General features: G+C 38.0%; 22 protein-coding genes and 2 riboswitches. Of the genes, 3 read left to right on the forward strand and 19 right to left on the reverse strand.

All coding sequences use genetic code 11. The features are described 5' to 3' along the window. Positions 1–28: 28 nt before the first annotated feature. From ACVWM0_RS08400 to ACVWM0_RS08410, 3 genes are all read right to left on the reverse strand, one after another. Positions 29–1,402: a PTS transporter subunit EIIC gene (locus ACVWM0_RS08400; RefSeq protein WP_476472190.1), complete on the reverse strand. Its 1,374-nt coding sequence runs from the start codon at positions 1,400–1,402 to the stop codon at positions 29–31. Positions 1,403–1,520: 118 nt separating this feature from the next. Beyond that, a complete protein-coding gene (locus ACVWM0_RS08405) occupies positions 1,521–2,507 on the reverse strand; it encodes a LacI family DNA-binding transcriptional regulator (RefSeq protein WP_476472191.1) in 987 nt (328 codons plus the stop codon). Positions 2,508–2,596: 89 nt separating this feature from the next. Next, positions 2,597–3,067 (reverse strand): GNAT family N-acetyltransferase, encoded by a 471-nt coding sequence (locus ACVWM0_RS08410; protein ID WP_476472192.1) that lies wholly within the window; start codon positions 3,065–3,067, stop codon positions 2,597–2,599. Between the two features lie 278 nt (positions 3,068–3,345). Here ACVWM0_RS08410 and ACVWM0_RS08415 point away from each other — a divergent pair, with 278 nt between their 5' ends. Further along, positions 3,346–4,680, forward strand: coding sequence for an FAD-dependent oxidoreductase (locus ACVWM0_RS08415; protein WP_476472193.1), 1,335 nt, complete (start codon positions 3,346–3,348; stop codon positions 4,678–4,680). A 136-nt stretch (positions 4,681–4,816) separates the two neighbouring features. Here ACVWM0_RS08415 and ACVWM0_RS08420 read toward each other — a convergent pair whose 3' ends face one another. The 12 genes from ACVWM0_RS08420 to ACVWM0_RS08475 all read right to left on the reverse strand — a co-directional run bounded on the left by ACVWM0_RS08420 (position 4,817) and on the right by ACVWM0_RS08475 (position 18,563). Next, positions 4,817–8,041, reverse strand: coding sequence for a MucBP domain-containing protein (locus tag ACVWM0_RS08420; RefSeq protein ID WP_476472194.1), 3,225 nt, complete (start codon positions 8,039–8,041; stop codon positions 4,817–4,819). Positions 8,042–8,233: 192 nt separating this feature from the next. Beyond that, positions 8,234–9,064 carry a bifunctional hydroxymethylpyrimidine kinase/phosphomethylpyrimidine kinase gene (gene thiD / locus ACVWM0_RS08425; RefSeq protein ID WP_476472195.1) on the reverse strand — a complete coding sequence of 277 codons (831 nt, stop codon included), beginning with the start codon at positions 9,062–9,064 and terminating at the stop codon, positions 8,234–8,236. Continuing rightward, a complete protein-coding gene (thiE, locus tag ACVWM0_RS08430; protein ID WP_476473696.1) occupies positions 9,054–9,701 on the reverse strand; it encodes a thiamine phosphate synthase in 648 nt (215 codons plus the stop codon). Before thiE ends, thiD begins: the two co-directional genes overlap by 11 nt. After that, a complete protein-coding gene (gene thiM / locus ACVWM0_RS08435; RefSeq protein WP_476472196.1) occupies positions 9,701–10,543 on the reverse strand; it encodes a hydroxyethylthiazole kinase in 843 nt (280 codons plus the stop codon). The genes thiE and thiM overlap by 1 nt, the downstream gene beginning before the upstream one ends. Next, entirely contained in the window at positions 10,497–11,063 is a 567-nt protein-coding gene (thiW, locus tag ACVWM0_RS08440; RefSeq protein ID WP_476472197.1) for an energy coupling factor transporter S component ThiW, read from the reverse strand. Before thiW ends, thiM begins: the two co-directional genes overlap by 47 nt. Then, the gene (gene tenA, locus ACVWM0_RS08445; RefSeq protein WP_476472198.1) at positions 11,044–11,730 is read right to left on the reverse strand and encodes a thiaminase II; all 687 of its coding nucleotides are present in this window, start codon (positions 11,728–11,730) and stop codon (positions 11,044–11,046) included. The genes thiW and tenA overlap by 20 nt, the downstream gene beginning before the upstream one ends. A gap of 11 nt (positions 11,731–11,741) precedes the next feature. After that, on the reverse strand, positions 11,742–12,398 hold the full coding sequence (locus tag ACVWM0_RS08450; RefSeq protein WP_476472199.1) for a CbiQ family ECF transporter T component: 657 nt from the start codon (positions 12,396–12,398) through the stop codon (positions 11,742–11,744). Beyond that, the gene (locus ACVWM0_RS08455) at positions 12,370–13,767 is read right to left on the reverse strand and encodes an ABC transporter ATP-binding protein (protein ID WP_476472200.1); all 1,398 of its coding nucleotides are present in this window, start codon (positions 13,765–13,767) and stop codon (positions 12,370–12,372) included. Before ACVWM0_RS08455 ends, ACVWM0_RS08450 begins: the two co-directional genes overlap by 29 nt. Beyond that, on the reverse strand, positions 13,767–14,336 hold the full coding sequence (locus tag ACVWM0_RS08460) for an ECF transporter S component (RefSeq protein WP_476472201.1): 570 nt from the start codon (positions 14,334–14,336) through the stop codon (positions 13,767–13,769). Before ACVWM0_RS08460 ends, ACVWM0_RS08455 begins: the two co-directional genes overlap by 1 nt. A 169-nt stretch (positions 14,337–14,505) precedes the next feature. Beyond that, positions 14,506–14,595, reverse strand: a riboswitch (TPP riboswitch). A 323-nt stretch (positions 14,596–14,918) separates the two neighbouring features. Beyond that, positions 14,919–15,767, reverse strand: coding sequence for a DUF4767 domain-containing protein (locus tag ACVWM0_RS08465; protein WP_476472202.1), 849 nt, complete (start codon positions 15,765–15,767; stop codon positions 14,919–14,921). Between the two features lie 91 nt (positions 15,768–15,858). Continuing rightward, positions 15,859–17,136 (reverse strand): acetylornithine deacetylase, encoded by a 1,278-nt coding sequence (locus ACVWM0_RS08470; RefSeq protein WP_476472203.1) that lies wholly within the window; start codon positions 17,134–17,136, stop codon positions 15,859–15,861. Between the two features lie 92 nt (positions 17,137–17,228). Continuing rightward, positions 17,229–17,333, reverse strand: a riboswitch (TPP riboswitch). Between the two features lie 60 nt (positions 17,334–17,393). Further along, positions 17,394–18,563, reverse strand: coding sequence for an HNH endonuclease (locus ACVWM0_RS08475; protein ID WP_476472204.1), 1,170 nt, complete (start codon positions 18,561–18,563; stop codon positions 17,394–17,396). A gap of 310 nt (positions 18,564–18,873) precedes the next feature. On the opposite strand from ACVWM0_RS08475, the gene guaD reads away from it, so the two are divergent. Continuing rightward, positions 18,874–20,202, forward strand: coding sequence for a guanine deaminase (gene guaD, locus ACVWM0_RS08480; protein WP_476472205.1), 1,329 nt, complete (start codon positions 18,874–18,876; stop codon positions 20,200–20,202). Between the two features lie 2 nt (positions 20,203–20,204). Beyond that, positions 20,205–21,521: a uracil-xanthine permease family protein gene (locus tag ACVWM0_RS08485; RefSeq protein WP_476472206.1), complete on the forward strand. Its 1,317-nt coding sequence runs from the start codon at positions 20,205–20,207 to the stop codon at positions 21,519–21,521. Positions 21,522–21,562: 41 nt separating this feature from the next. Here the strand turns inward: ACVWM0_RS08485 and ACVWM0_RS08490 are convergent, their stop codons facing one another. From ACVWM0_RS08490 to ACVWM0_RS08505, 4 genes are all read right to left on the reverse strand, one after another. Continuing rightward, positions 21,563–22,261 (reverse strand): DUF5105 domain-containing protein, encoded by a 699-nt coding sequence (locus tag ACVWM0_RS08490; RefSeq protein ID WP_476472207.1) that lies wholly within the window; start codon positions 22,259–22,261, stop codon positions 21,563–21,565. Between the two features lie 103 nt (positions 22,262–22,364). Continuing rightward, the gene (locus tag ACVWM0_RS08495) at positions 22,365–24,026 is read right to left on the reverse strand and encodes an ABC transporter permease (RefSeq protein WP_476472208.1); all 1,662 of its coding nucleotides are present in this window, start codon (positions 24,024–24,026) and stop codon (positions 22,365–22,367) included. A gap of 3 nt (positions 24,027–24,029) precedes the next feature. Beyond that, entirely contained in the window at positions 24,030–25,109 is a 1,080-nt protein-coding gene (locus tag ACVWM0_RS08500; protein ID WP_476472209.1) for an ABC transporter ATP-binding protein, read from the reverse strand. A gap of 11 nt (positions 25,110–25,120) precedes the next feature. Further along, positions 25,121–26,167: an ABC transporter substrate-binding protein gene (locus ACVWM0_RS08505; RefSeq protein ID WP_476472210.1), complete on the reverse strand. Its 1,047-nt coding sequence runs from the start codon at positions 26,165–26,167 to the stop codon at positions 25,121–25,123. Between the last annotated feature and the right edge of the window lie 12 nt (positions 26,168–26,179).

Genomic DNA, 26,179 nt, shown 5'->3' on the forward strand with positions numbered 1-26,179 from the left:
ACCAGATAATCCTTTCTAGCATCGCTATTTATCTATTGATATCCGCACTAATAAATTTACGCTGTGATTGAACACAGATAAAGCCTACACCGAACGAAATCAGAATAACTAAAACGTATTGGACCATCTTTTTAAAGTCTCCCGTATATAACAGAAGTCCAGGTAGGAACGTAATCCCCATTCCTGTTGCTGATAATTGGAATAAGTACGTAACAAATCCACCAACAGCCCCACCAATCGCACCAGAAATAAAAATACGTAGAGATCTTAAGTTAACACCGAATAATAAAGGTTCTGTGATACCAAATAACGTTGGAACCGCGGCACTAATAGCATTGGATTTTTTGACTTTGTTTTTGAATAAGAAGGCAGTAGCTATAGCTGCCCCAAACTGGCCTGCCATACTTGCCGTTCCTAATACTTGTAACACGTTCTCACCCGTTGTATTCAATAAACCAATTTCAATGATACTAATTGAATGATGCAACCCTGTAATAACAATCAATTGTTGTAACCCAGCATAGATAATATAACCAATGCCAAACGGTGCTTCTACTAGGTAAATAATGCTATTAATCACACCATTTTCAGCTAATTTTAATATTGGTCCTAAAATAAATAATACTAACGCTAAAGTCACTGTAATCGTTAAAAAGGGCGTAACGATTAAGTCCATCATTTGAGGAACAAATTTTCTAAACCATTTTTCTAATTTTGATACTAAGTACCCAACTAAAATAGCTGGAAAAATAGAGCCTTGGTAACCTGATACTGGTAATCCAAACAACATCAATGGCTCAGCATTTCCCCCAGCAACAGCCCATGCGTTTGGCAATTGTGGTGCCACAAGCATTAAACCTACAACAATTCCTATAATTGGATTACCGCCAAATTTTTTGGTCGCACTATACGCAATTAATACTGGTAAAAAGGCAAACGCTGTATCTGTTAGGATTTCAAACATCGCGAACCAATCTGCACTGAAGGTGACGCCTAATTCTAGTAACAACCCTCTAATTCCCATTAACAAGCCTGTCGTCACTAATGCTGGAATTAAAGGAACTAAGATATCCGCTAACACTCGCACAACTTTTTGGACAGGTGACAAGTTTCCGTATACATCTGCTTTAAAATCTGTCTCTTCTGATTCTTTAGAACCCATAACTTGACTCAATTCATCGTATACCTCATTGACTTTCCCTGTACCAAAAATAAATTGGTGTTGACCTGTATTAAAGAAATACCCCTTAGACTCTACTAAGGATTCCGCCTTTTCTTTGTCCACTTTGTCGTTGTCATTTAAAATCAATCTTAGTCTCGTTGCGCAATGCTCATAACTTTTTATGTTCTCTTTTCCACCAACTGCATCAAATAACCCATCTAACGTTTGTTTATATTTCATCTTTACCCCTCCGTTAATTTATTCTTTATTTTGATTAATAATGAAACCGCTTATACTGACGAGTATAACAGGAACCGGTTCCGGTTTCAACTAATAAAAATAAGATTCTGAATCAATCTTATTTTTTATTATAAATTGTAGTTGAACCTCGTGCCTCTAATACATTAGGTAACTCCGTCACATAAGGAACCTCTTCGTTTTTTATCAAGCGATGGATTAGATTAATAGCTTGGTTACCTAGTTCCAAATACGGATAAACAATGGTTGTAATAGAAGGCGTCACATAATTAGTCGCATCATACCCACCAAATCCGCTTAAAGAAAAATCCCTAGGAACGGATTGATTTAATTCGTAAGCTGCTTTTAAAACGGCAATGGCTATATTATCTGTGGCACAACAGACATAACTCGCCGTATTACTAGGTAGGTAACTTATTGCCTTGCGATACGTTTCTCTTTTAGAAAAACTTGTCTCAACACAAGTGACTTGTTTTCCTTGCTTATAAATCTCATCCATAAACCCTTGTTTTCTTAACACCCCTACGGCTCGGTCTATCTGATTCACCCCAACAAAGAGAAATGTCTCATGACCTAAAGACAAGCCGTGCTGAGCCATTTTTTTCCCTGCCTCATAGTCAGCATGGACGATTCCATGAACCCCGGGTATTTCTTGCCCTAATGTCAAAATCGGCACTGGACTCTGTTGTATCTTTTCTTGTAATTCCTCGGTGATAAATTGAGCTAATATAATAATACCAGACACTTTTTGTTTGATTAAGATATCAATGTTTTCTAATTCTCGTTCCTCACTTTGATTGGAATTTGTAATCACCAACTGATAACCTAATTGTCGTGCTGTTTCATCAATACCAGCTAGAACGTCATTCGTAGAAGGCGAGTTTAGTCGAGGTATAATCACTCCTACCATGTTTGTCTTTTGTGCCTTTAAACTTCTAGCAAAGGCATTTGGTTTATATCCCGTTTCCTCAATGATTTTGCTTATTTTTTTCTGAGTAGCAGGACTCACTTGGCCATTATTTAAGTATCTGGACACCGTACTTTTCGCGACGCCAGATAACTCAGCAATGTCTTTGATTGTTACCACGTTACTCCCTACTTTCTTTTAATCACTACTTATAGTCTTTATCATACTATATTACCATTCACAAAAAAACAGCAATCAGCTTTACTCATCTATAACTCTTTCATATACCATCTATCCATCGCTCCATGAACGGTGCCTTCTAGAGGTCTTTCCAACAAAGTAAACCCAAAAGATTCGTACAAATGATAGGCCGCCGTTAGATCGGTGTGTGTTTCTAAATAACACGAATGGTAATGATTACTAGCAAAGGTCAAGGCTTCCTGTATTAATTTCTTAGACAAGCCCTTTCCTTGGTATGTATTAGCGACATACATCTTTTGTAACTCACATACTCCTTCTTCATTATAGGGAGCAATCCCTACCCCACCAATAATTTCTCCTTGTTCTTCAATCACCCAGTAATTAGCTGGTTGATTGGCTTGATAGTAATCGTACAAATGCCCCAACTCAGGATCAACATAAGCCGTCCCAGGTTTATCAAAACCAATCCCTTCCAATGTTACTTGAACTAACCGCTTCACCTTAGGATTATCCGCCTGTACCATTTCCCTTAATCTCATCTTTTTCCTCCTTTTTTATAAAAAACACCCTTTATTCACAATAAATCACATGATAAACATCTCACATATATTGGTAAATTATCTCATTTAAACCCTGTCATTCTCAACAAAACGTAAGACGTCTGATAAAACTTTTTTATTATTATACCCTAAAATTACACAAAATGGTGCTTTTACGACTCACTTTCACAAGCAAATAACTCGTGTTAGATTTCACTATCTGTTATATTTCCAATGTTACTTAATGTGACAAATTACACATAGAAGGAGGCAACACGATGAAAGTTGTTGTTGTAGGATGTACCCACGCTGGGACATCAGCAGTTAAAAGTATTTTGAAAAATCACCCTGAAGCAGAGGTGGTTGTTTACGAAAGGAATAACAATGTGTCCTTTTTATCTTGTGGTATTGCGCTTTATGTTGGAGGCGTTGTAAAAAATGCCCAAGATTTGTTTTACTCAAATCCTGAGGAGTTAGCTTCTCTAGGTGCTACTGTAAACATGGAGCATAATGTGACATCCATAGATACAGACTCTAAGCAAGTGGTTGTTGAAGACTTAAATACTAAGAAAGTCATAACAACAAGCTATGATAAATTAGTGATGACTACAGGTTCTTGGCCAATCGTTCCACCCATTCCTGGTATCAAGCATGATAATATCCTCTTATGTAAGAACTACGAGCAAGCCAATACAATTATTAAACATAGTGAATCCGCACAAAAAATAGTGGTTGTAGGAGCTGGATATATCGGGATTGAATTAGTAGAGGCTTTTGTAGATTCTGGAAAAGAAGTGGTATTGATTGATGGTGTGGATCGTATTTTAAATAAATACCTAGAAGCTTCTTTCACTTCTGTTTTAGAAAATGAATTGGTATCAAAAGGTGTCACCTTAGCACTTGGAGATAACGTGACTTCATTTGAAACAGGAGAAAAAGAAGGACAAGTGGTTGTTAATACACCAACAAGCCAATTCGAAGCTGATATGGTTATTATGTGTGTTGGATTTAGACCAACAACGGATTTATTAAAAGGACAAGTGGACATGCTAGGTAACGGGGCGATTATTGTGGATTCATTTATGAGAACAAGTAATCAGGATATTTTTGCCGCAGGTGATAGTTCAGTTGTTCACTATAATCCAACAAACTCACATCGTTATATCCCTCTTGCAACAAACGCTGTTAGACAAGGCTTATTAGTTGGTATGAATTTAATGGAAGACCGTTATGCTTATCGTGGGACTCAAGGAACATCTGGTTTGTATCTATTTGGATGGAAAATCGGTTCAACAGGATTAACATTAGAGGCTGCTTTACAAGAAGGCTTTGATGCTCAAGCGGTATATTTAGAAGATAATTATCGACCTGAATTTATGCCCACAACCGAAAAAGTCATGATGCAATTGGTTTTTGACAAAGGGGCAAGACGTATACTAGGAGCGCAACTGATGTCCAAATATGACATTACACAATCCGCGAATACTTTGTCTCTAGCTATTCAAAACAACATGACTGTCGAAGATCTGGCTGTCTCTGATTTCTTTTTCCAACCTCACTTCGACCGTCCGTGGAACTACTTGAATCTTCTAGCTCAAGAGGCCTTGATATAAATAGACTCATCCACAGGAATAAGTTGCCGCTTATTCCTGTTTTTTTAGTTCACGTCTCATTATAACGCAAAACCCTATGAGATGGCGTACAAAAAAAACAACCCTTGGCTTAAATACCAAAGATTGTCTTTTTGATTTATTTATGACGTCTTACTTTTTTCATCCCAACAACTGCCACAACCACAAGTAAACCTAATCCTACAATGTAATACATTGCATTAGCTTCTTCACCTGTTTTAGGTAATTGTTGTGTTGAATTACCTTTTATTGATGACGGTGTTGTTGATACTTTCTTTACTTCTCTTTCATATACATAGGTTACTGTTTGATTTTCTTCTGTGTAAGTCCCATCCTCATTACCTTTTGTTTCTTTTAGTACATAACCAGGTATTTCTTTCGGTGTAACATGGTATTCTGTTCCAATATCACCTTTTGTGACAACGCTTGGTTCAATCAAACGACCTGAACCATCTTCATAAACAACTGTCACGGTTCCTTGTGTTTCTTTATCTGGTAATATCGTCTCTTCATTTTTAGTGTAAACATACGTTACTTCTTGTTGTTCTTTAGTAAAGACACCTGTTGTAGCTCCTGTTACATTAACAAACGTGTAACCTGATATCTCTTTTAACCTTGTTTCATAAGAAGAGGTTACATTCCCTGATAGTGTTTCCATTTCTGACAAGACATTTCCTTTTGTATCCACATAATGGGTTACCACTGTTCCTGTTTCAATCATTGGATCTGGTGTCTCGATCACATTTTTACTATAAATATAGACAACCGTTTGTTCTTCTTCTGTAAATACTCCTTGTGCATTAGTTGGTACTTCTTTTAATGTGTAGCCATCAATCTCTTTCAATTCTGTTGTGTAGTCTGTTTCAATTTTATCCGTCAAGGTTGTTATCTCAGCTAAAGAATTCCCTTCTTCATCTTGATACTTAACAATGACTGTTCCCTCTTTTAATTCCGGTAGTGTTGTCTCTTCATCTTTAGAATAAACATACGTCACGTCTTGTGTATTTTCCGTAAATACGCCTGTTTTATTATCAGGTGTCGTTACTAAGCGATAACCCGGAATGTCTTTCGATTCTGTGGTGTAATCAGCTTCGACTTTACCTGTTAACTCAACGTTTTCGGCTAACACATTGCCTTCTGTATCCACGTGATGAACGATGACTTTGCCTTCTTTTGGTGTTGGCACATCTTTCGCATACACATACGTTACTTCTTGCATTTCTTCTTTAAATGTTCCTGTCGCGTTACTTGGAACGTCTGTTAACGTGTAACCTTCGATTGTTGCTTTTTCTGTGGTGTAGTCAGCTTCGACTTTACCTGTTAACTCAACGTTCTCGGCTAACACATTGCCTTCTGTATCCACGTGATGAACGATGACTTTGCCTTCTTTTGGTGTTGGTACCTCTTTCGCATACACATATGTTACTTCTTGAATCTCTTCTTTAAATGTTCCTGTCGCGTTACTTGGAACGTCTGTTAACGTGTAACCTTCGATTGTTGCTTTTTCTGTGGTGTAATCAGCTTCGACTTTACCTGTTAACTCAACGTTTTCGGCTAACACATTGCCTTCTGTATCCACGTGATGAACGATGACTTTGCCTTCTTTTGGTGTTGGCACCTCTTTTGTATACACATACGTTACTTCTTGAATCTCTTCTTTAAATGTTCCTGTCGCATTACTTGGAACGTCTGTTAACGTGTAACCTTCGATTGTTGCTTTTTCTGTGGTGTAATCAGCTTCGACTTTACCTGTTAACTCAACGTTCTCAGCTAACACATTGCCTTCTGTATCCACGTGGTGAACGATGACTTTGCCTTCTTTTGGCGTTGGTACCTCTTTTGTATACACATACGTTACTTCTTGCATTTCTTCTTTAAATGTTCCTGTCGCATTACTTGGAACGTCTGTTAACGTGTAACCTTCGATTGTTGCTTTTTCTGTGGTATAGTCAGCTTCGACTTTACCTGTTAACTCAACGTTCTCGGCTAACACATTGCCTTCTGTATCCACGTGGTGAACGATGACTTTGCCTTTTACTTTGACAATACGATAAGAAACTGTGATTTCTTTTTCAGGTGTTCCTGTTGTTACCCAAGATAAAGCATCTTTATCTACCTTTACTTCTGTTTCTTCATTTGAAAATTCAAAACTATCAGGAACTAAAGTAAACCCTTCTTCCACTGTGTCACATAATTCAAAATTATAACGTTTAACATTATCAGATACTTCCGTGAATTTATTTTCTAATTTCTCAATATCAGATACAGACAAGTAATGTTGATTGTCCTGAGAAATAGCAGCAAACAATGATTCAACATCACCATTTTTATTCATCTTAGAACCATCTGGGTCACCATGCATATTATCCAAAAATATAGTGAATATTTCGATGTCATTCTCTTTAATTTCATGAGCTTTCTTTTTAATCAATAATGATAAGTCAAAAAATTCTTGTAAATGATTTGTATATAATCTACCCTCATAGGCTGTATTAAAGTTTATAAGATGCTTCGATCTAAAATTAATCGGATTAGAATAATTAATTTTAACCCCCAGAGGATAAGCCTTTTCTTGATCTAAATAATCCCTCATTTGACTTTCTATATCGAAATATTCAGAACTCATCTCATCATACTTTAATATATCTTTTTCCAATTGTTTATAAGCAACATAATTTTCTTTCATGGGGTATGTAGCAGCTTCGTTAAAGTAAACGTCTTTATCATTATCAACATAGTCTGGATTTGAAATAAAATAATCTCGTTTTGGTCCTATATTAGGCGTTCCATCTGTAAATATAATTAAAACTTTCCTAGCACCATCATGATTTGTATTTTTTATCTTATCCAACGAATGAGTCATTCCATCAAGTAGCGGCGTGTGCCCACCAAGTGTCATCTCATTAATTGCATCTAAAGCTAACGAATAATCATTTGTATAATCAGCAATAGTCTTAACCGACACATCATAAAGTACTTTCCCGTCTTGGTAACCCGGCCCTCTAAAAGCAGATACTCCTACACGTTCCCTCGTACTATCTAACGTCCCTAAAAAATTGGTTATCGCTTCTTTTGTCTTATCCATACTATCTGTATCACGCATCGATCCCGACGCATCTATTAATAACTCGTAATCAACTTTTTCTTTCACCAACTCACCTTGTTTGGCTTTTAAAGTGATTTTCTTTTCTTCTCTTACATCTGTTTTCTCTATTGTTTTTTCACTTTTACTCACGTCATTGTCGGAACAAAACGCCTTATCATTAGCTAAAGCCGTCACAGGCATTAACAAATAACTAAGCAACATAATAAAACTAACCAAACCAACACTTTTCTTTTTCATTATTATCTCCCTTTTCTTACACTTTCGCTGTTAATTGTCAGAATCTTTACACAGCTAGTTAATAATAATTTATTAGTATTATATTTGTCAATTTTAAATACCATACCTTATCATTTGTTCTATTTAACAATCTTTTAAATAAAAAATAGATAGACTAGATTTTCATCTATCCTACCTATTACTTTTAAAATATTAATATTCCTTTTCTATTGTGATCGTGTTTGACAGTTCTGCCCAATGATTCGTTGGACCATGCCCATTTCCGACAAACAATTCATCTTCAATCGCTCCTTGAATGAACTGCTTACCAATCAAGATAGCTTCTTTCACTGAGGTTCCTTTTGCTAGTTCCGCTGCAATACAGGATGAAAAGGTATCCCCTGTTCCATGAGTCTTAATCGTGTCTATTCTAGGAGAGTTCAACCAATAAGACTCTCCAGATTCCAGTAAGACAAAATCTTTTGCCATCTGACTTTCTAAATGTCCACCTTTAATAATCACATGGTTAACCCCTAATTTTTGTAAATCATATGCTGCTTTTTGCATATCCTCTGTTGTTTCAACAGGGTATCCTACTAAGACTTCTGCCTCTGGTAAATTAGGTGTCACAATGTAGGCTAGTGGTAATAACTTAGTTTGAATGCTTTCGATGGCATCTTCTTGAAGCAACGCATGCCCACCCTTAGCAATCATGACAGGATCAACTACTACGGGACCAAAGTCCACTTTCTTAAGATTATCCACCACACATAAAACATGCTCATTATCGGCTAGCATGCCTGTTTTCGCCGCTTTAATCTTAAAATCCGCTGCGAGTGAAGCAAATTGATCATCAATAAACTCACAGGGAACAGGAAAACTATTTTGAACCCCTAAGGTATTTTGAGCCGTCAGTGCCACAACGATGTTCATACCAAATGCTTTACGTGCCTGAAAAGTCTTTAAATCCGCTTGTATGCCTGCCCCGCCACCAGAATCAATCCCAGCAATGGTCACAACTTGAGGAGTACTATTAATTGTCATCTCTGTTTCCTCCCTTTAGTTCGAGCATGTTTCTTTTCAGTGCTCTTACTTTACTTGGAATATCATCTGCTTTCATAATCTCACTAACCACGGAAATCCCTTCAATACCAGTGCCTTTTAAGGTCATCATGTTATCCTCTGTGATACCACCAATCCCCACTGTTGGCAGTTGGGTGGTTTCAATAATTTGTGACAGTGCATCAAGAGACGTGATTTGAGTGGTCACTTTGGTAGTTGTCGGATAAATCGCTCCCACACCTAGATAATCAGCCCCTTGTTCTTTTGCTTCCAAGCCGCGTGCCACCGTTTTAGCAGACACTCCTAACCATTTATCAGGTCCTAGTAACTGACGAGTCACGTCCACTGGCAACTCATCATCTCCAATGTGAACACCTGCTGCATCAACGGCTAAACAAATATCCACTCGGTCATTAATAATCAGAGGTACCTGATACTCATCCGTCACCTTTTTCACTTCTTGAGCCAGAGTATAAAAGTCTCGTGTGTTTAATTCTTTTTCTCTCAGCTGTACTAAAGTAACACCACTCTCACACGCTTGTGTCACGCGACGTAAAAACTCATCATGTGTTATTCCATCACTGTTTGTTACTAAATAAATACTTAATGCATCCTTCATCATCGAACCTCTCCTCTCACATCATCCCACCAAGGAATAGTATCGTACACATACGATAGCTCATTGAATAGATGGTATCTAAATGCTTCCATACCAACAGGTGTCGAGCAGTTAGCCAGAGCTCTTTCCCCACAAATATTGAAGTAACTCACCGCTCCAATCACCGCATCACTATCCGTATTAGTTTGACTCAGTAAAGAAGCAATCAAAGCTCCCACGATATCTCCTGTCCCTGTAATCTGGTCTAAATAAGGCACCCCATTATCTAAGTACCAAACAGAACCTCGACTTGCGACCACATCTATTTTTCCAGTGGCTAAGAAGGAAGTCTCAGGGTAATCATATGACAATAATTTTAATTGTTCTCCTAATTCAGATAACGCTTCTTTTGTCTGATCAGACACATGCCCATCTACGCCACGACCTCGACTCACTAACCCGCATAGACTACGCATCTCTGACGCATTGCCTTTCATCACAGTCGGGTGATTATCCAATAACTTTAAAGCGAGTTCTTTTCTTAAGGTTGTTGCAGATACACCCACAGCGTCCACCACAACAGGTTTATTCGTTACGACGGCATATTGACTGGCAGTCAATAACTGGGTTTCTCTTTCAATTGATAAATGTCCTAAATTCAACACCAAGCCTCCAGTTTGACGAAATAATTCGTCAAATTCACGTGGGTCATCTGCCATTATCGGTTTACTGTTCACATACAATAAGGCATTAGCCATGCTTTCACAGGTTATTTCATTGGTGATACACTGAATCAAAGGGGACGCTTTAAAATAGTTATTTGGAACTTCCGTTAGAAAGGGATGTATTCTCAACTCTTGCATAATGATTTCCTCCTAGGAACCAAGCCTGAACTTGTTTAAATATGGTAATATTTTGTAACTTCAATAGCGCGAGATAACCAATGACTGAACCAGAAATGGCTCCGCCAAAAAAGCGAGGCGTATAAATAAACCAGTACATGCCCTGGGCACTACCTGTGAACCAAACCATAATCGGATAAGATAATAACGATCCGACTAACCCTGTTCCAAGAATTTCCCCAGCCATAGCCCACGGGACACTCTTACCGAATTTGTACCCAACACCTGCTAAAAAGGCTCCAAATACAGCCCCCGTCAAAGCAAGAGGAGGAATACCTAGCAATACCATTCTAAGCACACCACAAATCAATGCCATCAAAGTACCATATAGAGGCCCCATTAAAACAACGCCAATCACATTCATTACACTAGACATCGGTGCCATCCCCTCTATCCTAAATAAAGGAGACAAAACCACGTCTAGAGCAATCATTAAAGCTAGCATAATTAACTTTCTTAGTTTAGTTGTTTGGTTTGACATGCGTATCACCTTCTGGCCATGTTTGTAATGTATAAGCCATGTCCCAGAACAAGTATTCCATGCGAGCACTAATCACAAATGCCTGAACCATTTGTTCTCTTTCTTCTTCACTGGAAGCATCATACAAACGGTTCAACACATCACATTGGTGTTGTACTTCTTTAGCTGACTCTTCCCCTGAATACGTTTCAATCCACGCTTGATATAAAGGCTTTGGTGAACCAGATTCAATCAATCCTGTCCCAATTTCTTGATACAGCCAAGCACAAGGTAGTAATCCTGCTACGGCGCTGTTTACTGTACCATCAAGTAATTGTCGGTACATATGCGAGACATAATTATAGGCTGTCGGAGCAATTTCAGTGTTCGCTATTTCTTCATCCGTAATAGCCAATTCTTTGAAAAATCCTTCTCTAATAGAAATTTCACCTTCAGCTAAATGTTGCGCTCCTAAAAGTAACATCTCTTTCACTTCAGCATCTTCTGTTTGTTCTGCAATTAAAACGTGCAGTTTGCTAAAATGTTCTAAGTAATATCTATCTTGAATTAAATAATATCTAAATTCATCTGCCCCCAACGTCCCATCGGTCAAACCTGTAATGAACGGGTGCGTAAAACTTCCTTCCCAATGTGGTACTGTTTGTTGCCTTGCTTTTTCTGTAAACATGTCCATTCCTCCTAATATGATATGAATAATAAGCTATTACCTATAATAAAAATAACTAGAGAAGCCCCAATGTAACTGAGAGGTGTTGTGAATATTTTTGATGGCTGTCTTACGGCGCCATCATCGAATCCTCTTGAAAACATGGCCTCTGTGTATTGATCTCGCCAATTAAAAGCGACAAAAATCGTTTTTAAATACAATAAAGGTGAAAAAGCAGTCAACCTTTTCCCCCGTAAAAGACTGGCATCCTTCAAGTCCACGACTTCCCGTTTAATATCCGGTAGCGCATGAAGTACGACTAAGATGCCATAAACAAAACTCGTTGGAACCCCGCGCTGCTCTAACACAAGAAGTAACTCTTCTAAATCAATACCAAACGCAAACATCATACCCAGGGCCGCAAAGGCAAAAGTCCGGCTAAATAACAGCCACGCATCATCACTCCCTGAACCATGCACCATTACCGACCAGTACGTAGATAACGCAGGGATTAAAGGCAATAAAAACAAACCTGCTAAGCCGATCCAGCGTTTATGAAAGATTAGGTACAACACACTAAGTACGACGATAAAAAGATTCAACCTAAGTGATTTGGTAAAAGAGATTTCTAAGGTAAGCACCATGAGTAACACGGTTAAACTAAGCGTATTGGTTCGCACAACGTTCATTCGCAAGAGCCTCCTTTACCTGATTGTATCCCTCTAACACAAGTTGCTTGTTTTTTAATTCAACATGATGATCACTTCGGCCGGATAAAGGGGCTAACCGGTGAGAGACAATAATAAAGTCTTGTTCCTTTGACTTCTCCTCTATCCAGTCCATAAATAAAGCACTCGCTCTTTCATCTAGTCCTGTAAAAGGCTCATCTAACAGCAATACTTGACAGTCTAGACTCATCATCGTCGTTAATTGCATCATTTTTTTCTGACCTTCACTCAGATGAAACAAGCTACCTTCTAGCTTATCCAATAAACCAAGCTTGCCTAATACATCGTGTTGTTTTTTTTGTTGTTCCTCTGTTAAAAGACAATTATAGTTCAACTCTTCTTTAGGAGTTAATGTCACAAATTGTTTTGAGGCATCTTGCACTGCTAAAGTTAAATCTCGGTACAATTTTTTTCCTTTTTTCATACGCTGACCATTAAGAAACATTTTGCCTTGATACTTTTGTTGCTGAACCACGGTTTTTAGCAAAGTCGACTTACCTGTTCCATTATCACCTGTGAGGGTCGTGATTCCTTTATTAAAAGACCAATCTATTGGATCTAACAATACCCTTTTCCCTCGTTTATACCCCACTTGACTAAAGTCAATAAATGATTGCTTTGAAGCTTGCGTTTTCCATAAAACGGGTGTCGACTCTTGACGTAATAGACTCATCTCTTCAGGCACTAGTGCAGTAGGAGTAAGAGTCACTACTTGGTCCACTATCCCATCATAATGAGTGAGATCATGGTCACACACAATAATTGTTTTCCCCATATTCCGTAAATCACCTAACAAGTCAATCAATTCATGTCGAGACCTGGGATCGATACTTGCAAAGGGTTCGTCTAGTAAAAAGACAGGCGCATCCATTGCTAGTAAAACCGTTAAAGACGCACGTTGTTTTTCCCCACCTGATAAGGTCACTAAATCTCTGTCTAATAAATGATTCGATTGAAGGACATCCACGGCTCTTATTAACCGCTCTTGTACCGCTTCATAACCTAACCCAATATTTTCTAAAGCAAAAGTAATCTCTCTACGCAACGTCCGCATGGTGAATTGCTGATTAGGATTCTGAAACACCATCCCAATTAACCCTGCCTTCTCTGCAATACTACGAGTCCCTTGGGCTTTACCCTTAATCAAAACATCTCCCTCATACTCTAAAGGAGCAAAGCCTGCCATAATGCGTAATAAGGTTGATTTACCGCTGCCACTATCGCCTCTAAGTAAACTCAAGCTACCTTCTTCAAAACCGTAATCAATGTGTGTAAAAATGGACCGTTCTCCTCGTTTAAAGGAAACATTATCTAACACTAATAGTGACATTAGCTTGCCACCGCAAGTCGTTGTACTCGGTTATATCCTTTCATGATAAGAGAAACCATCGCAACGCCAAAGAACATCACAGACAAGAGTCTCACTACAAATAGTGACAGAATCATCCCAAATCCAAAGGTTCCGTAACCGAATTTGAAAAACTCATAACCAAAACTCAAGACAGTTGTACCAATCGCACCATAAACAAGAGGAACGATATCAAAACGTTTGTATTTTGTCACCATAAAACCAAGCTCTGTACCTAATCCTTGAAAGAAACCTGATATTAATACGCCAGGTCCAAAATACGAACCGTATAACATTTCAGCCAATGCTGCTAACAATTCCCCTAAAAGAGAGCTACCTTTTTTCGGAATAAGGATCCCGGCCATTGGTGCCGCCATCGTCCACATACCGAATAAAATTTCATTCGCAAAAGGAGCCAGTCCTAAGGGTGTTAATGCAGCGCTCAATATGGCATATAAAAATCCTGCTCCCATAAAGACACCACCGAATAAAAATGCGATAAATGCTAATAAAACAACATCCTGAACTGACCACTTGTTACTATTGTTCATACAAAAAAGCCTCCTTTTTATTCCTAAATTAGAAACAAAAGAAGGCTCAGCTCAACAAAATTTATCTAGACTCGTCCAATTTCTCCATAAAAAAAACCCTTCCATAAATAATATGGTTGGGCGTTAAGTTTACAGAATCAAATGAACAAGATAAACTCTTATTCTTTAATAATCATTGAATACATTTCTCTTCGCCAGTACTAACTGGAGCAGATTCAATGGGTATTATCTCAGCTTTTACGCACCCCAAATGTTACTAATATTAAGTTGTGACCAAAGTATAGCATGCTTTCTTTTTTTTAACTAGGGTAAAAATAATTTCAATTAAATAACGGATTATTAAAAAAACAAAGGAAGTAAAGAGAATCAACCAACAATCTATGTAAGCGTTATTATAAAATGTTATAATAAAGGTGCGATTTAAATTTATTATTCATCGTTCAATACTCTTATCGATTTAGCTATTACCATGACATTTACCTAAAATAAATAGGCACTTTTAAAACCTTATAGAGCAAACCATAGCTACCTATTGAGTGTTATGCCATACCTCTTATTTCTAGCTAAAATTAACTTTTATCTTCAGCTATCAGCAATGACAATTTGAGCAAACCCTTCTTTTAATTGTCCGTTTTGAGTTTCTTGAAAAGATAACTCTCCGTCTTCTGCCCCATCTACTAGCCATACAAGCGGCTTACCTTGATGAAGGACAAACAAATAAACATGTTGTTCTGAACTAATAACATCTCCGTAAACAGACACCAATTGATAGTCGCCTACGCCATTTTCAGACCATTCTAACGTTATCACATCACCCTCTGTTACCATTTCTAAAGAACCATCAAGCAATTCTTTTGGTAACCTAGTTCCACCCAACATCACAGATTGAGTCTCTGTGTATTCCTGGTAGGATTGGCCCATGCTTTCACCCCAATCATTCATAAAACTATGTAATGCTTGCTTCTTATTCCCATCCCATTTTCCTTCACTCGCCTTCCCTAATGTTTCTTCTACATCAGGAAACTCTGATGCCTTCTTCTCATCTTCTTCATGTTTGAGTGCAAGCACCGCTTTTTTGTGAGTCAAAGCTGATTTAGATAGATAGTTAGAACCAAATTCATACCCCATAACCTCTTCATACAACGCCAATGCCTCCACGTAATTGCCAGAGTCTTCTTCCGTTTTCGCCAGCATAAATGCTTCCATTTGTTGTTGATAGTCTTTTCCTAAATTACGTTTCGTTTTATACTCTGAAGCTCTCTCAAAATGCTCTCTTGCTCGATTATAATCTTTTTCAATGAGTGCTATTTCTCCAGCATTCATTGCCGATTCATAGGCTTTTGACGCATTACTACACCCTGTTAACATACTCACAAACAACCAAATAACTACGACTTTTTTTAAGTTGATAGTCTCTCTCTCCTTCTTCACTTTTGTCCATAAAAGGTGACTATAGTATAACATCAAAATAACCAAATTTCTCAATCGAGTCAGGAGACTGATTAAAAAATTTGGTTATCCTTTATTCTTTTGTCGTATTGCTCCATTCATAGACAAACAATAACATCGTCTTAGTGAACGAGACTAATTGTTTAATTGATACTTGCTCATTAACAGCATGGGCATGAAAAAAATCACCTGGTCCATAGATGGCTGCGGGAATACCAGCGTGTCCAAACCACCCACCATCCGTCACAGAGGGAGACACATCTACACTGGCTTTTTGATTGTGAATAGTTTCATGTTGCGTTTCTAACAACCGGATGCCTGGATGTTCTTTATCAATTTCTAAAGAAGGAAAAATCTCACCACGATCTTCAATCATTGATTGTCCACCCCATTCAAAAGTAGGTGGGTGGCTTCTTAACCAAGGATCAGCCTGAGCCACTCTTAATAAATGTTCCTCTATTTCTTTAGCTACTTCTTCATGCGTTTCATTGGGATAAAAATGAACCGTGATCCATAATCGGCATTCATCTGCAATAAAAGCAGCATGCCTGCCTCCTTCAATAACAGCAGGATTAATCGTGTTTGTTCCCGCAGGATAGCCAGGATAACTTTTTGTCACAGCCCACAAGTCTTCCAACTCTCTTAAGCCTCGCATAAGGACAGTCATTTTATCAATGGCACTGGCTTCATTCAATCCACCTCCAGCATGAATCATGTTACGACGTGTTGCATCATGAAACGTTCGCGGGTTCTTCACCCTTATCCACCCAGTAATAACCCCACCCTGCCCTTGAATATGCAGATCACTCGTGTCTACGACTAATGCAAAATCTGCGGCATACCCTCGCTCACAACACTGCAATGTTCCTGCCTCTCCAACCTCTTCTCCAATGACAGATTGAAAGGTAATATCACCTTTCAACTCCAGCCCAGCGTCGTTCAATAATTTCAAGGCAAGCAAAGCACCTGCTAGACCGCCTTTCATGTCTGCTGTCCCTCTTCCAATGACCACATCCTCTTTAACAATCGGAATAAAAGGGTTGGTTTCCCACTGCTCGTCCTCCCTGATTTCAGCAACATCCATGTGACCATTAATAATCAAACTTCGGTAGTCATCTGATTGTGTCCCTTTTTTAACGCCTACGACATTAGGATCTCCAGGATAGATATCCCATTTATCCACAGCATACCCCAACTCTTCTAAATAATGACCCACAAATTCTTGGGCATCGCCTGTATTCCTAGCAGGTGGAGCAGGGGTTTCAAATCGTACTAATGTACTCAATAGATCTAATAACTCTGATTGTCTTCCTTCAACTTCGTCTAGTAATCGTTCAATTCCTTTTTCCATTTTCCACAACCCTCTCTCTTTTACATAAATAAAAAACCACTTCTAGCTTGAGAAGTGGTTGGAATGTGTGCGGAAAGATAGAAATAAAAAACAGCACGTCTTCACCTCTTCCTTACGCTAGTATTAACTAGATCAAGTTAAAGGGTTAAGACCTGTGTCTCTCTCAGTTTTTTTACAAAACACCCCTAGTGGTGACTATTTAGTTATACGTATTATGTCATAAGCACTATAAACATTCAAGAAAATAATACAAGGTATTACGCATCAACGATGTCATAGAGTTCATACATCTCTTCAATCGTTTGAGGGATACCAGAATTTTTCAAGTAATTTTTTCGACGATTGTATAATTTGTCAATTAATTCCTTTTTATCTTTACTTTTACCATAATGTAGCGTTCTATGGCATGTCGGGCACAAAATAACTAAATTACCTGGAACATCTAAACTGTATTCAAAAGATTCCTGATGATACATCGGTATTAAGTGATGCGTTTCCACGTAATTTTTATTTGTTTTAACCGCAACAAAAGACTTATGTTTTCGATCAATTTCACAGTTAAAAGCAGACATTTCCAACGCAATTTCAGCTATCTCTGGATCTCTGACAAAATGGGTTTTCCCAGCTATTTCTGTTTCTTCAATAATAATGCTTGGTTGCGGTGTGAAACTTAACACTCTTTCCCTACCATCTGTTAGGAATTTTTCCATAACAATATTCAAGCTACGTTGATCTAAGGCATCCTCTGCCTCCAGATAACCAGGTAATGTATTAACATTTTCCTGTTTATATTTCGAATCATCAAATAACGCCATTTCTAAAAACATTCTATACGCCAAGGGGCTAAACTTAGAGAAGACTGGATGGTCTTCTTTTATCCGACCCATATATAATTGTTTAGATAAGATAGAATCAAATGCAGTTGGGTCTTGACCAAACCATTCTAAATAATCATCCAGGTGTTCTTCTGAAAAAATGTATTGATAATCTTTTGGGTAATACACAGCCAATAATTTACTTCTAAATAAAGGATGTAAAGCTGACTGTTCAATCCCTTCATAATTTTCATTTTTACCATCCTCTAATAGTGTTAGGATGTCCTGACGTAATAATTCAAAGTTACCACCTTCGTATCGCTCAGTTGAACGCATGTCATCTTCTGCTTTACTAAAAAAGATACCATACTTTCTCGTGGGACTGCCAAGCATGATTCCCAAGTCCTTTAAATCGATTTCAAATCGATAACAAAAATTCGCTTTTTTACCTTGTCCTATAGCGTATTCTTCAAGCGTCATTTCTTTTATTTTTTCTACAGAAAAATCAGTCACAAAGGACTGTCTTTTTCTTTCTAGTGATTCAAAATATTTTTTTGTATATCGTTTATTGAACGATTCTACTAAACCTGTTAAGTCATCTAATGTTGACATAATGCCATCTCCTCTTTATCGCTTCATCTATTCACTCTTATTGCACTGTCTTCACGTTCCAAAAGACAGTCATTCTCTTTTTAGAGGGAAGAAAAATTCCTGACTATCCTGTTAAGTCTACTACAACTATCTCATACTTATCACAATATACCAAATACTATCCGTTTCCTTCTCTCAGATTCCATGACAAACATTAAATAAAACACGAACATTATCATTAAAATATGATGTCATTTCAATAAAAACAAGATGTTTTTTTATTTTTCTGCTATAATCACTTATATTAACAACAAGAAAGAAGGTAATGTTCGTGTTTAACAAAGTTGTTCAAGGAACCGCTTTTTCTAGTATTACTCCCACTGATGTGGCTATTTTAACGAATTCTTTGTTCTGTTTGAACAAAGAAGGTGCCATCGAAAAGGTGCTTTCTCCTGGAGATGCTCAATACACTAGCATCCTAGAGCAAGCAACCTATTCTGGTACCTTATACGTCGTACCAGATAATCATTACCTTTTACCAGGCTTTATTGATTTACATATCCATGCCCCTCAGTGGCCTCAGGCTGGTCTTGCTCTGGATAAACCCTTATACCAGTGGCTAAACGACTACACTTTCCCACTAGAGGCGAAATACGATGACTTAACCTTCGCCACACGGGTTTACGAGGACTTAGTAGAGACTTTGCTTTCTTTAGGAACTACCACTGGCCTTTATTTCGCCACCACCCATAAAGAGAGTAGCTATCAATTAGCACACATTTGTGCTCAAAAAGGCCAACGTGGACTTGTAGGTAAAGTTGTGATGGATGATACTGATGCCAATCCTGACTTTTACCGTGACACCTCTACCCATGCCGCTCTACAAGACACTGAAGACTTTATTAAACGAGTACAGGCATTAAATATGGAGACCAAACAAGGGGTGTATCCCGTTGTGACGCCTCGCTTCATTCCCAGTTGTACAGATGATGCTTTGTACGGATTAGGTCAATTAGCAACTAAATACGATGTCCACGTACAGTCTCATTGTAGTGAAAGCACGTGGGAACATGACTATGTGCTAGATAGATTTGGTAAAACAGACACAGAAATGTTACAAGAATTCGGATTATTGGGAGACAAATCTGTCATGGCTCATTGCGGTCATTTAACAGATGCTGACGCAAAAATCTTTGCGGAAACAGGAACAGCCGTCGCCCATTGTCCTATTTCTAATGTTTATTTTGGGAACCAAATCACACGAGTGAAACAACTCATCAACGAGTTTAAAGTAGATGTCGGACTAGGCTCTGATATATCTGGCGGCTTTTCACCTAGTTTGTATGACAACATCAAGCAAACAGTGATGGTCTCTCGTATCCTATCAGATCAAAAAGAAGCCCCACACTCTCTTACCTTAAATGAAGCATTTTATCTGGCGACAGCAGGTGGGGGAGAAGCATTAGATCTTCCTATTGGACGTTTAGCTGAAGGCTATGCTTTTGATGCTCAAGTAATAAGCACAGGACACTCTTTTATCCAAGAAGAAACACCCTTAGAAGCTATTTTTCAAAAATTACTGTATTTAGTACAACCTGAACATATTAAAGAAGTCTGGGTTCAAGGAAACCTAGTTCATAGTAAAAAAGGAGACAATTAGTCATGACTCAGTCACAAGAATCACATTTAACCATTGGGGTGGATGAGCCTATCTCTACCCCACAATCGCTTTTCCTAGGAATTCAACACGTCCTTGCCATGGATGTCTATGTCGTTCCTTTCATTATTGCTTCAGCATTAAGTTTAAGCCCAGCAAGTAGCTCTAGTTTGATTCAAGCAACCTTTTTAGCCGCTGGTATCGGGACGCTCATTCAAACCTTCTTGTTTATGAAAATCCCCATCGCCCAAGGGCCTTCCTTCATACCAATTGGCGCAATCGTCGGGGTTTATTTTGCCAATCAAACAGGAGATATGGGTTGGGGAACGGTACTTGGTGCTAGTCTGGTGGGAGCGGTGCTTGTGACACTTTTAGGGCTCACAGGTATGTTCCACAAACTCGTTGATTCCTTCATTCCACCAATTGTTGGGGGAACGATTATCTATGTTGTAGGTCTGTCTTTAATTCCCGTTGCTTTAACGGATAATATTTTTAACGCCCCTGGGGACATTAATCAAAACTTACTGATTGCGATTATCACGTCAGCGACGTTAATTACCTTAACTATGTTGGGAACCAAACTAGGCGATAAAGGACGTATTTTCCGTGTGTCTTCCGTTATTATTGCGTTAATTGTCGGGTCTGTGGTCTCTCAATTATTAGGTGTGCTAGACTTAAGCGCTGTGAGTGATGCGCCTTTATTTTCATTGCCACAACTCGCTTTGTTCCATACACCCCTTCACTTTGATTTGTCTGCTATCTTAACGATGATTATTATTTACGTTGTCTTACTCGCAGAAACCACGGGAACTTGGTTTGCTATTAGTAAAGTCACAGATTCTGAATTAACACCTGAAACGATTAATCGTGGGGTGATTGGTGAAGGGATTAGCTGTATGCTATCAGCTTTACTTGGTTCTACCCCTGTTACAGGTTATTCAACAAATGCAGGCATCATCTCGATTACTGGCGTGGCTAGTAAAAAAGTCTTCGGTGCTGCAGGTATTTGGTTCATTGTTTTTGGTTTTTCCGGCAAATTAGCGATGCTGATTTCTTCCATTCCTTCAGCTGTCATCGGCGGAGTCTTTGTGGTTGTTTGTGGGATCATTGCAACCAGTGGAATGCAAGTAATTAAAGAGGTGCCCATTCATGAGAAACAAATGTACATTATCTCTATCCCTATGATTGTTGCTTTAGGATTAATTTTGATTCCAAAGGATTTCATTCAAACCTTACCCGATTTTGTACAATACTTATTTAGTTCGCCAATTGCGACAGCTTCCATCGTTGCCATTGTTCTAAATAAAGTCTTGCCTGATTAAAAAAAGTCGTAACCAATCAATGATTGGTTACGACTCTTTTTTTAATAAACCGAAAGATAAACAGAAACAAGTTGTAAAATCGTCGCTTCCCTATCCTTTATTTCCCAACCATGTTTGATATCTTTATGTTTCACTAAAGTAACATCTACGTTTTTACTTTCTTTTGAAGGCTCAATATTAGTCATTAATTGAGGTAATACCGTATCTAACATTTGGGTCATAATCTCTGGGTCTTGCATCACTTCAATAGCTTCTGTTGCTTGTTCTTCTTCTAATTCAGCTAAATCCTCCAAGGTATCAATAGCAAAACCTTTGTCTTTTAGGATGGATACAAGAGCTTCTGTACTTGCCTCTGTTGCTTTTGTCGTTACCCCTTCTAGGTCCAATCCCTTAATAGCAATAGTTGTAACTGTCTCTTCCCCTACTTCTTTCGTCTCCGTCACTTCAAAACTCGTTTTGTCTTTAATCGCTGTCATCATGTCTTTAGCAACGCTTGTCAAAACGTCGTCACTAATGCCTATCCCACCAAGACTAAATTCTAATCCTGCTTTGATGTCTTCTTCCATATTGTCTATAGCCACACCAAAGTGTTCCTTGTATGTTTCTGTTTCTTTCCCATAAAATTCTGCATCCATAAAGACTGTGGCAGCCTCTTTCCCACTTAGACCTTTCCCTCCACACCCAACCATCAGGGTAACAAGAGCAAGACATGTGATAACAACACTTAATGTTTTCTTCATAACCATCCTCCATTTATTTTTATACTTCATTGTACACTAAATCATCCCAATAAAAAGAAAAAGACAAAACAAGGGGAATTGTTTTGTCTTTCTTCTTAATTATCTATAACGTAATATCATCACTACCTGATACCTTCATAAAAATCAATAGTGACACGACTGTGATAGCCGTTAAAATCGTTGATAATGCTGCTGCGACACCGTAATTTCCACGAATAACTTCTGTATAGATAGCCACCGGCATGGTTCTGGTCTTAACATTATATAACAAGATGGACGTAGATAATTCTGAAATCATCGTAATCCAAGATAAAATAGCTCCTGAAATAATCCCTGACATCATCATTGGTACTGTAATCTTGAAAAAGGTGTTCAACCGACCACTTCCTAAACTTTCTGCCGCTTCCTCAATGCTTGGGGACACTTGTTGCAAACTCGCAACAGAGGAGCGTATGGTGTAAGGTAATCGTCTAACAGAAAGAGAAATGACCATAATCCAAGCCGTTCCTGTAATCGCTAGAAAACCCGTACCGCCAATTCCTGTATTAAATGACGTAATAAACCCAATCCCTAATACCGTCCCTGGCACGATATATGGAATCATACTTAAACTATCAATTAATGAAGTAAACACATTTTTCTTTCGAACCGTTAAGTAAGAAATAAAAATAGCAAAGATTAATACAATCACTAAGGCCATTAAAGGAATGCGAATGGTGTTAATAATCGCTGATCCCATTCGGTCAAAAGCCTGTCTGTAACTGTTCAGTGAATACCCTGGAACAAAGACCATTCCTGATGTCTTCAAGAATGAAGTATAAATCAAATACACTTGAGGTGAAATTGCCAAACCAACAATGCCGTAAACAATAGCGTAGATTCCCGCTGTTTTACCTTTTGTCATTTCTTTTGATTCAATCGGATGCAGTGAATTCATACTAAAACTAAAATGATTCGATAAGGCCTTTTGAATTAAGAAAATAGTCAACGCAATCATAATAGCAATGATGGCTAGAGACGAGGCAAAAGCTGCGTTGCCACCTACCTCACTAATAAATTGAGTATAAATCAATACAGGGAAAGTTCTATATCCTTCACCAATTAGCATAGGTGTACCAAAATCAGAAAAAGCTCTCATAAAAACAAGGAGCGCTGCTGCTAAAAGCGTTGGTGTTAGTAACGGTAAAATCACTTTAAAGAAACGATTAAACCCGCGACTTCCCATACTTTCTGCTGCTTCTAATACTGAATTATCAATGCTTTTAAATGCCCCATTTACGTATAAAAAAACTAATGGGAACAATTGTAAACTGAACACTAACACAATGCCTGAGAAGCCATAAATATCTAGTTGTGGAAAATGCAGCACATTGGTTAAAAATTTGGTGACGACACCATTACGTCCAAGTAACAGTATCCATGAATATGCCCCCACAAAAGGAGCAGACATTGACGCAATAATAATCAATATTTGCAAGACTTTCTTCCCTTTAAATTGGTACATGGTAAATAGGTAAGCTAACAATGTACCTAGAACTAAAGCAAAAAAAGTAGCCGTAATTGATACTTTAAAACTGTTAAATAAGGTTGAAAAATAATAGCTCTTTGAAAAGAACGTTTGAAATTGTTCAAAGGATATTTTGCCATCTTTAATTAAAGACTGACCTAATATCGTCATAATTGGATAGACTAAAAATAACAAATACGTGATAAAAATTAGTAAAGAAGAGCCTGTCCAAATATTAAAGGTCTTTTTTTCCTTCACGGGCTACTTCACCTCCAACAGATTCACTGTACCATCTTCGTTGAACACATTAATCTTATCACGGTTAATGCTTAATCGAATCTCATCACCATGACCCAAATCTTCCATAAAGGTTGATTCTTCACTCATTTGTAAACGATCAGCAAAGGGTAAGTTCACGATGTATTCTGTGGTTTGACCAAGGTATAAACTGTCTACAATCTCAGCTTTAATCTCGCCATCTTCACTTCTAACGAATTCTTCCGGACGAATACTCACACGAACCTTCTGCTCTTCGTGATCATTCAGTACAGGATAAGATAACTCATACCCATTCTCAAACACAAGAACCCCTTGACCATCTTTGTTGACTAGGTTTGCTTCTAACACGTTAGTCCGGCCAATAAAGGTTGCGACAAATTCATTGCTTGGACGGTGGTACAATTCTTTCGGTTTACCAATTTGTTGGATTTCACCTTTATTCATTACCGCAATTTGATCAGATATGGCCATGGCTTCTTCTTGGTCATGGGTAACATATACGGTGGTAATCCCGACTTCATGCTGAATTTCTCGAATGACTTGACGCATATCCACACGTAATTTTGCATCTAAGTTACTCAGTGGTTCATCCATTAATAAAACTTCTGGTGTAATCGCTAAGGCTCTCGCTAAGGCCACACGCTGTTGTTGTCCCCCACTTAAATTAGATGGCTTACGGTCTTGATATTCATCAATTTGCATTAATTTTAAATACTTTTGTGTTTCGGTTTTCATGTGACTGGCAGATACTTTTTTCTGTTTCAAACCAAAAGCCACATTATCTTTTACCGTTAAATGAGGAAAAATGGCATAGTTCTGGAACACCATGCCAATGTTTCTCTTACTTGGTTCCACATTGTTAATTCGTTGGTCACCAAAGTAAAAATCCCCACCTTCAATTGAGTTAAAGCCTGCTATCATTCTTAATAATGTCGTTTTCCCACAACCAGAGGGACCCAAAAGAGTAAAAAGGATCCCGTCCGGTATAGTCACATTCAAATCATCGATAACTGTTGTATCGCCATACATTTTTTTCGCATGTTCTATTCGAATTTCACTCATCGTATTACCCCTTATTTAGATTGTGTTTCCACAAAAATTTCGTTATATTTGTCAACAATTTCTTCTTTATGTTCAATCACATAGCTGTAATCTTCTGTTACTGTCTTGATTTGATCTAATGGTTTCATGTTATCACTTGTTTCAGCACCAATACGTACAGGTCTGTTCGTTGTTTCACGGCCTAATGTATCTTGTACTTCTTTAGAAATAATGAAATCCATGAATTTTTTAGCGTTGTCCATGTTTTTAGCATTTTTGATAATCGCTGCACTGGCTGGTAAGAAAACCGTACCTTCTTTTGGATACACAATTTCAACGTTTGCTCCGTCGTTTAATAATTGAACCGTTGGGTCTTCATAAGATAATCCAACAGCCATTTCCCCATCTGCTACTGTTTTGTATACATTTGATGAGCTTGAGCTGATTTTTCCATCCACTAATGTGAACACATCTTTCACGTATTCCCATCCTTCATCTTCAAAACCCCCCATAACAGCTAACATATTTGTTAATTGTGAAAACGCACTTGATGAGTTAGCTGGGTCTGCTGTTGAAATTTTTCCTTTTAATTCATCATTTAATAAATCAGCATAGCCTTCAATTTTAACCCCTTTTGTCAAATCAGGATTCACAACTAAGACACTACCATCTAATGTGTAAGGTGTTGAATAACCTGTTGTGTTACGGTATTCTTCAACTACTTCGTCGTTTTCTGACGCTACGTATTCTTCAAATAAGTCACCATTTTGTTCATACTGTGTGTATGATCCTCCAAAAATCACATCTGCCACAGGAGACTCTTTTTCACTCTCCATTTTTTTGAATAACTCGCCTGTTCCTGCTTGAATTAGTTCGACTTTTACATCGTATTTTTCTTCAAATGCTGGAATCGTTGCGTTGATTAATCCTTCTGAGTTAGGTGAGTAGATAACTAATGTATCGCTTCCTTTATCTTTCCCATCCTCTGTTGCCTTGTCATCTTTTGTTCCACAAGCTGTTAATGCTGTGATTCCTAATAATGCCACTGCTGCCAAACTCACTTTTTTAAACGTGTTCATTTTAGTACCCCC

This window comes from Vagococcus sp. 211 (assembly GCF_056322705.1).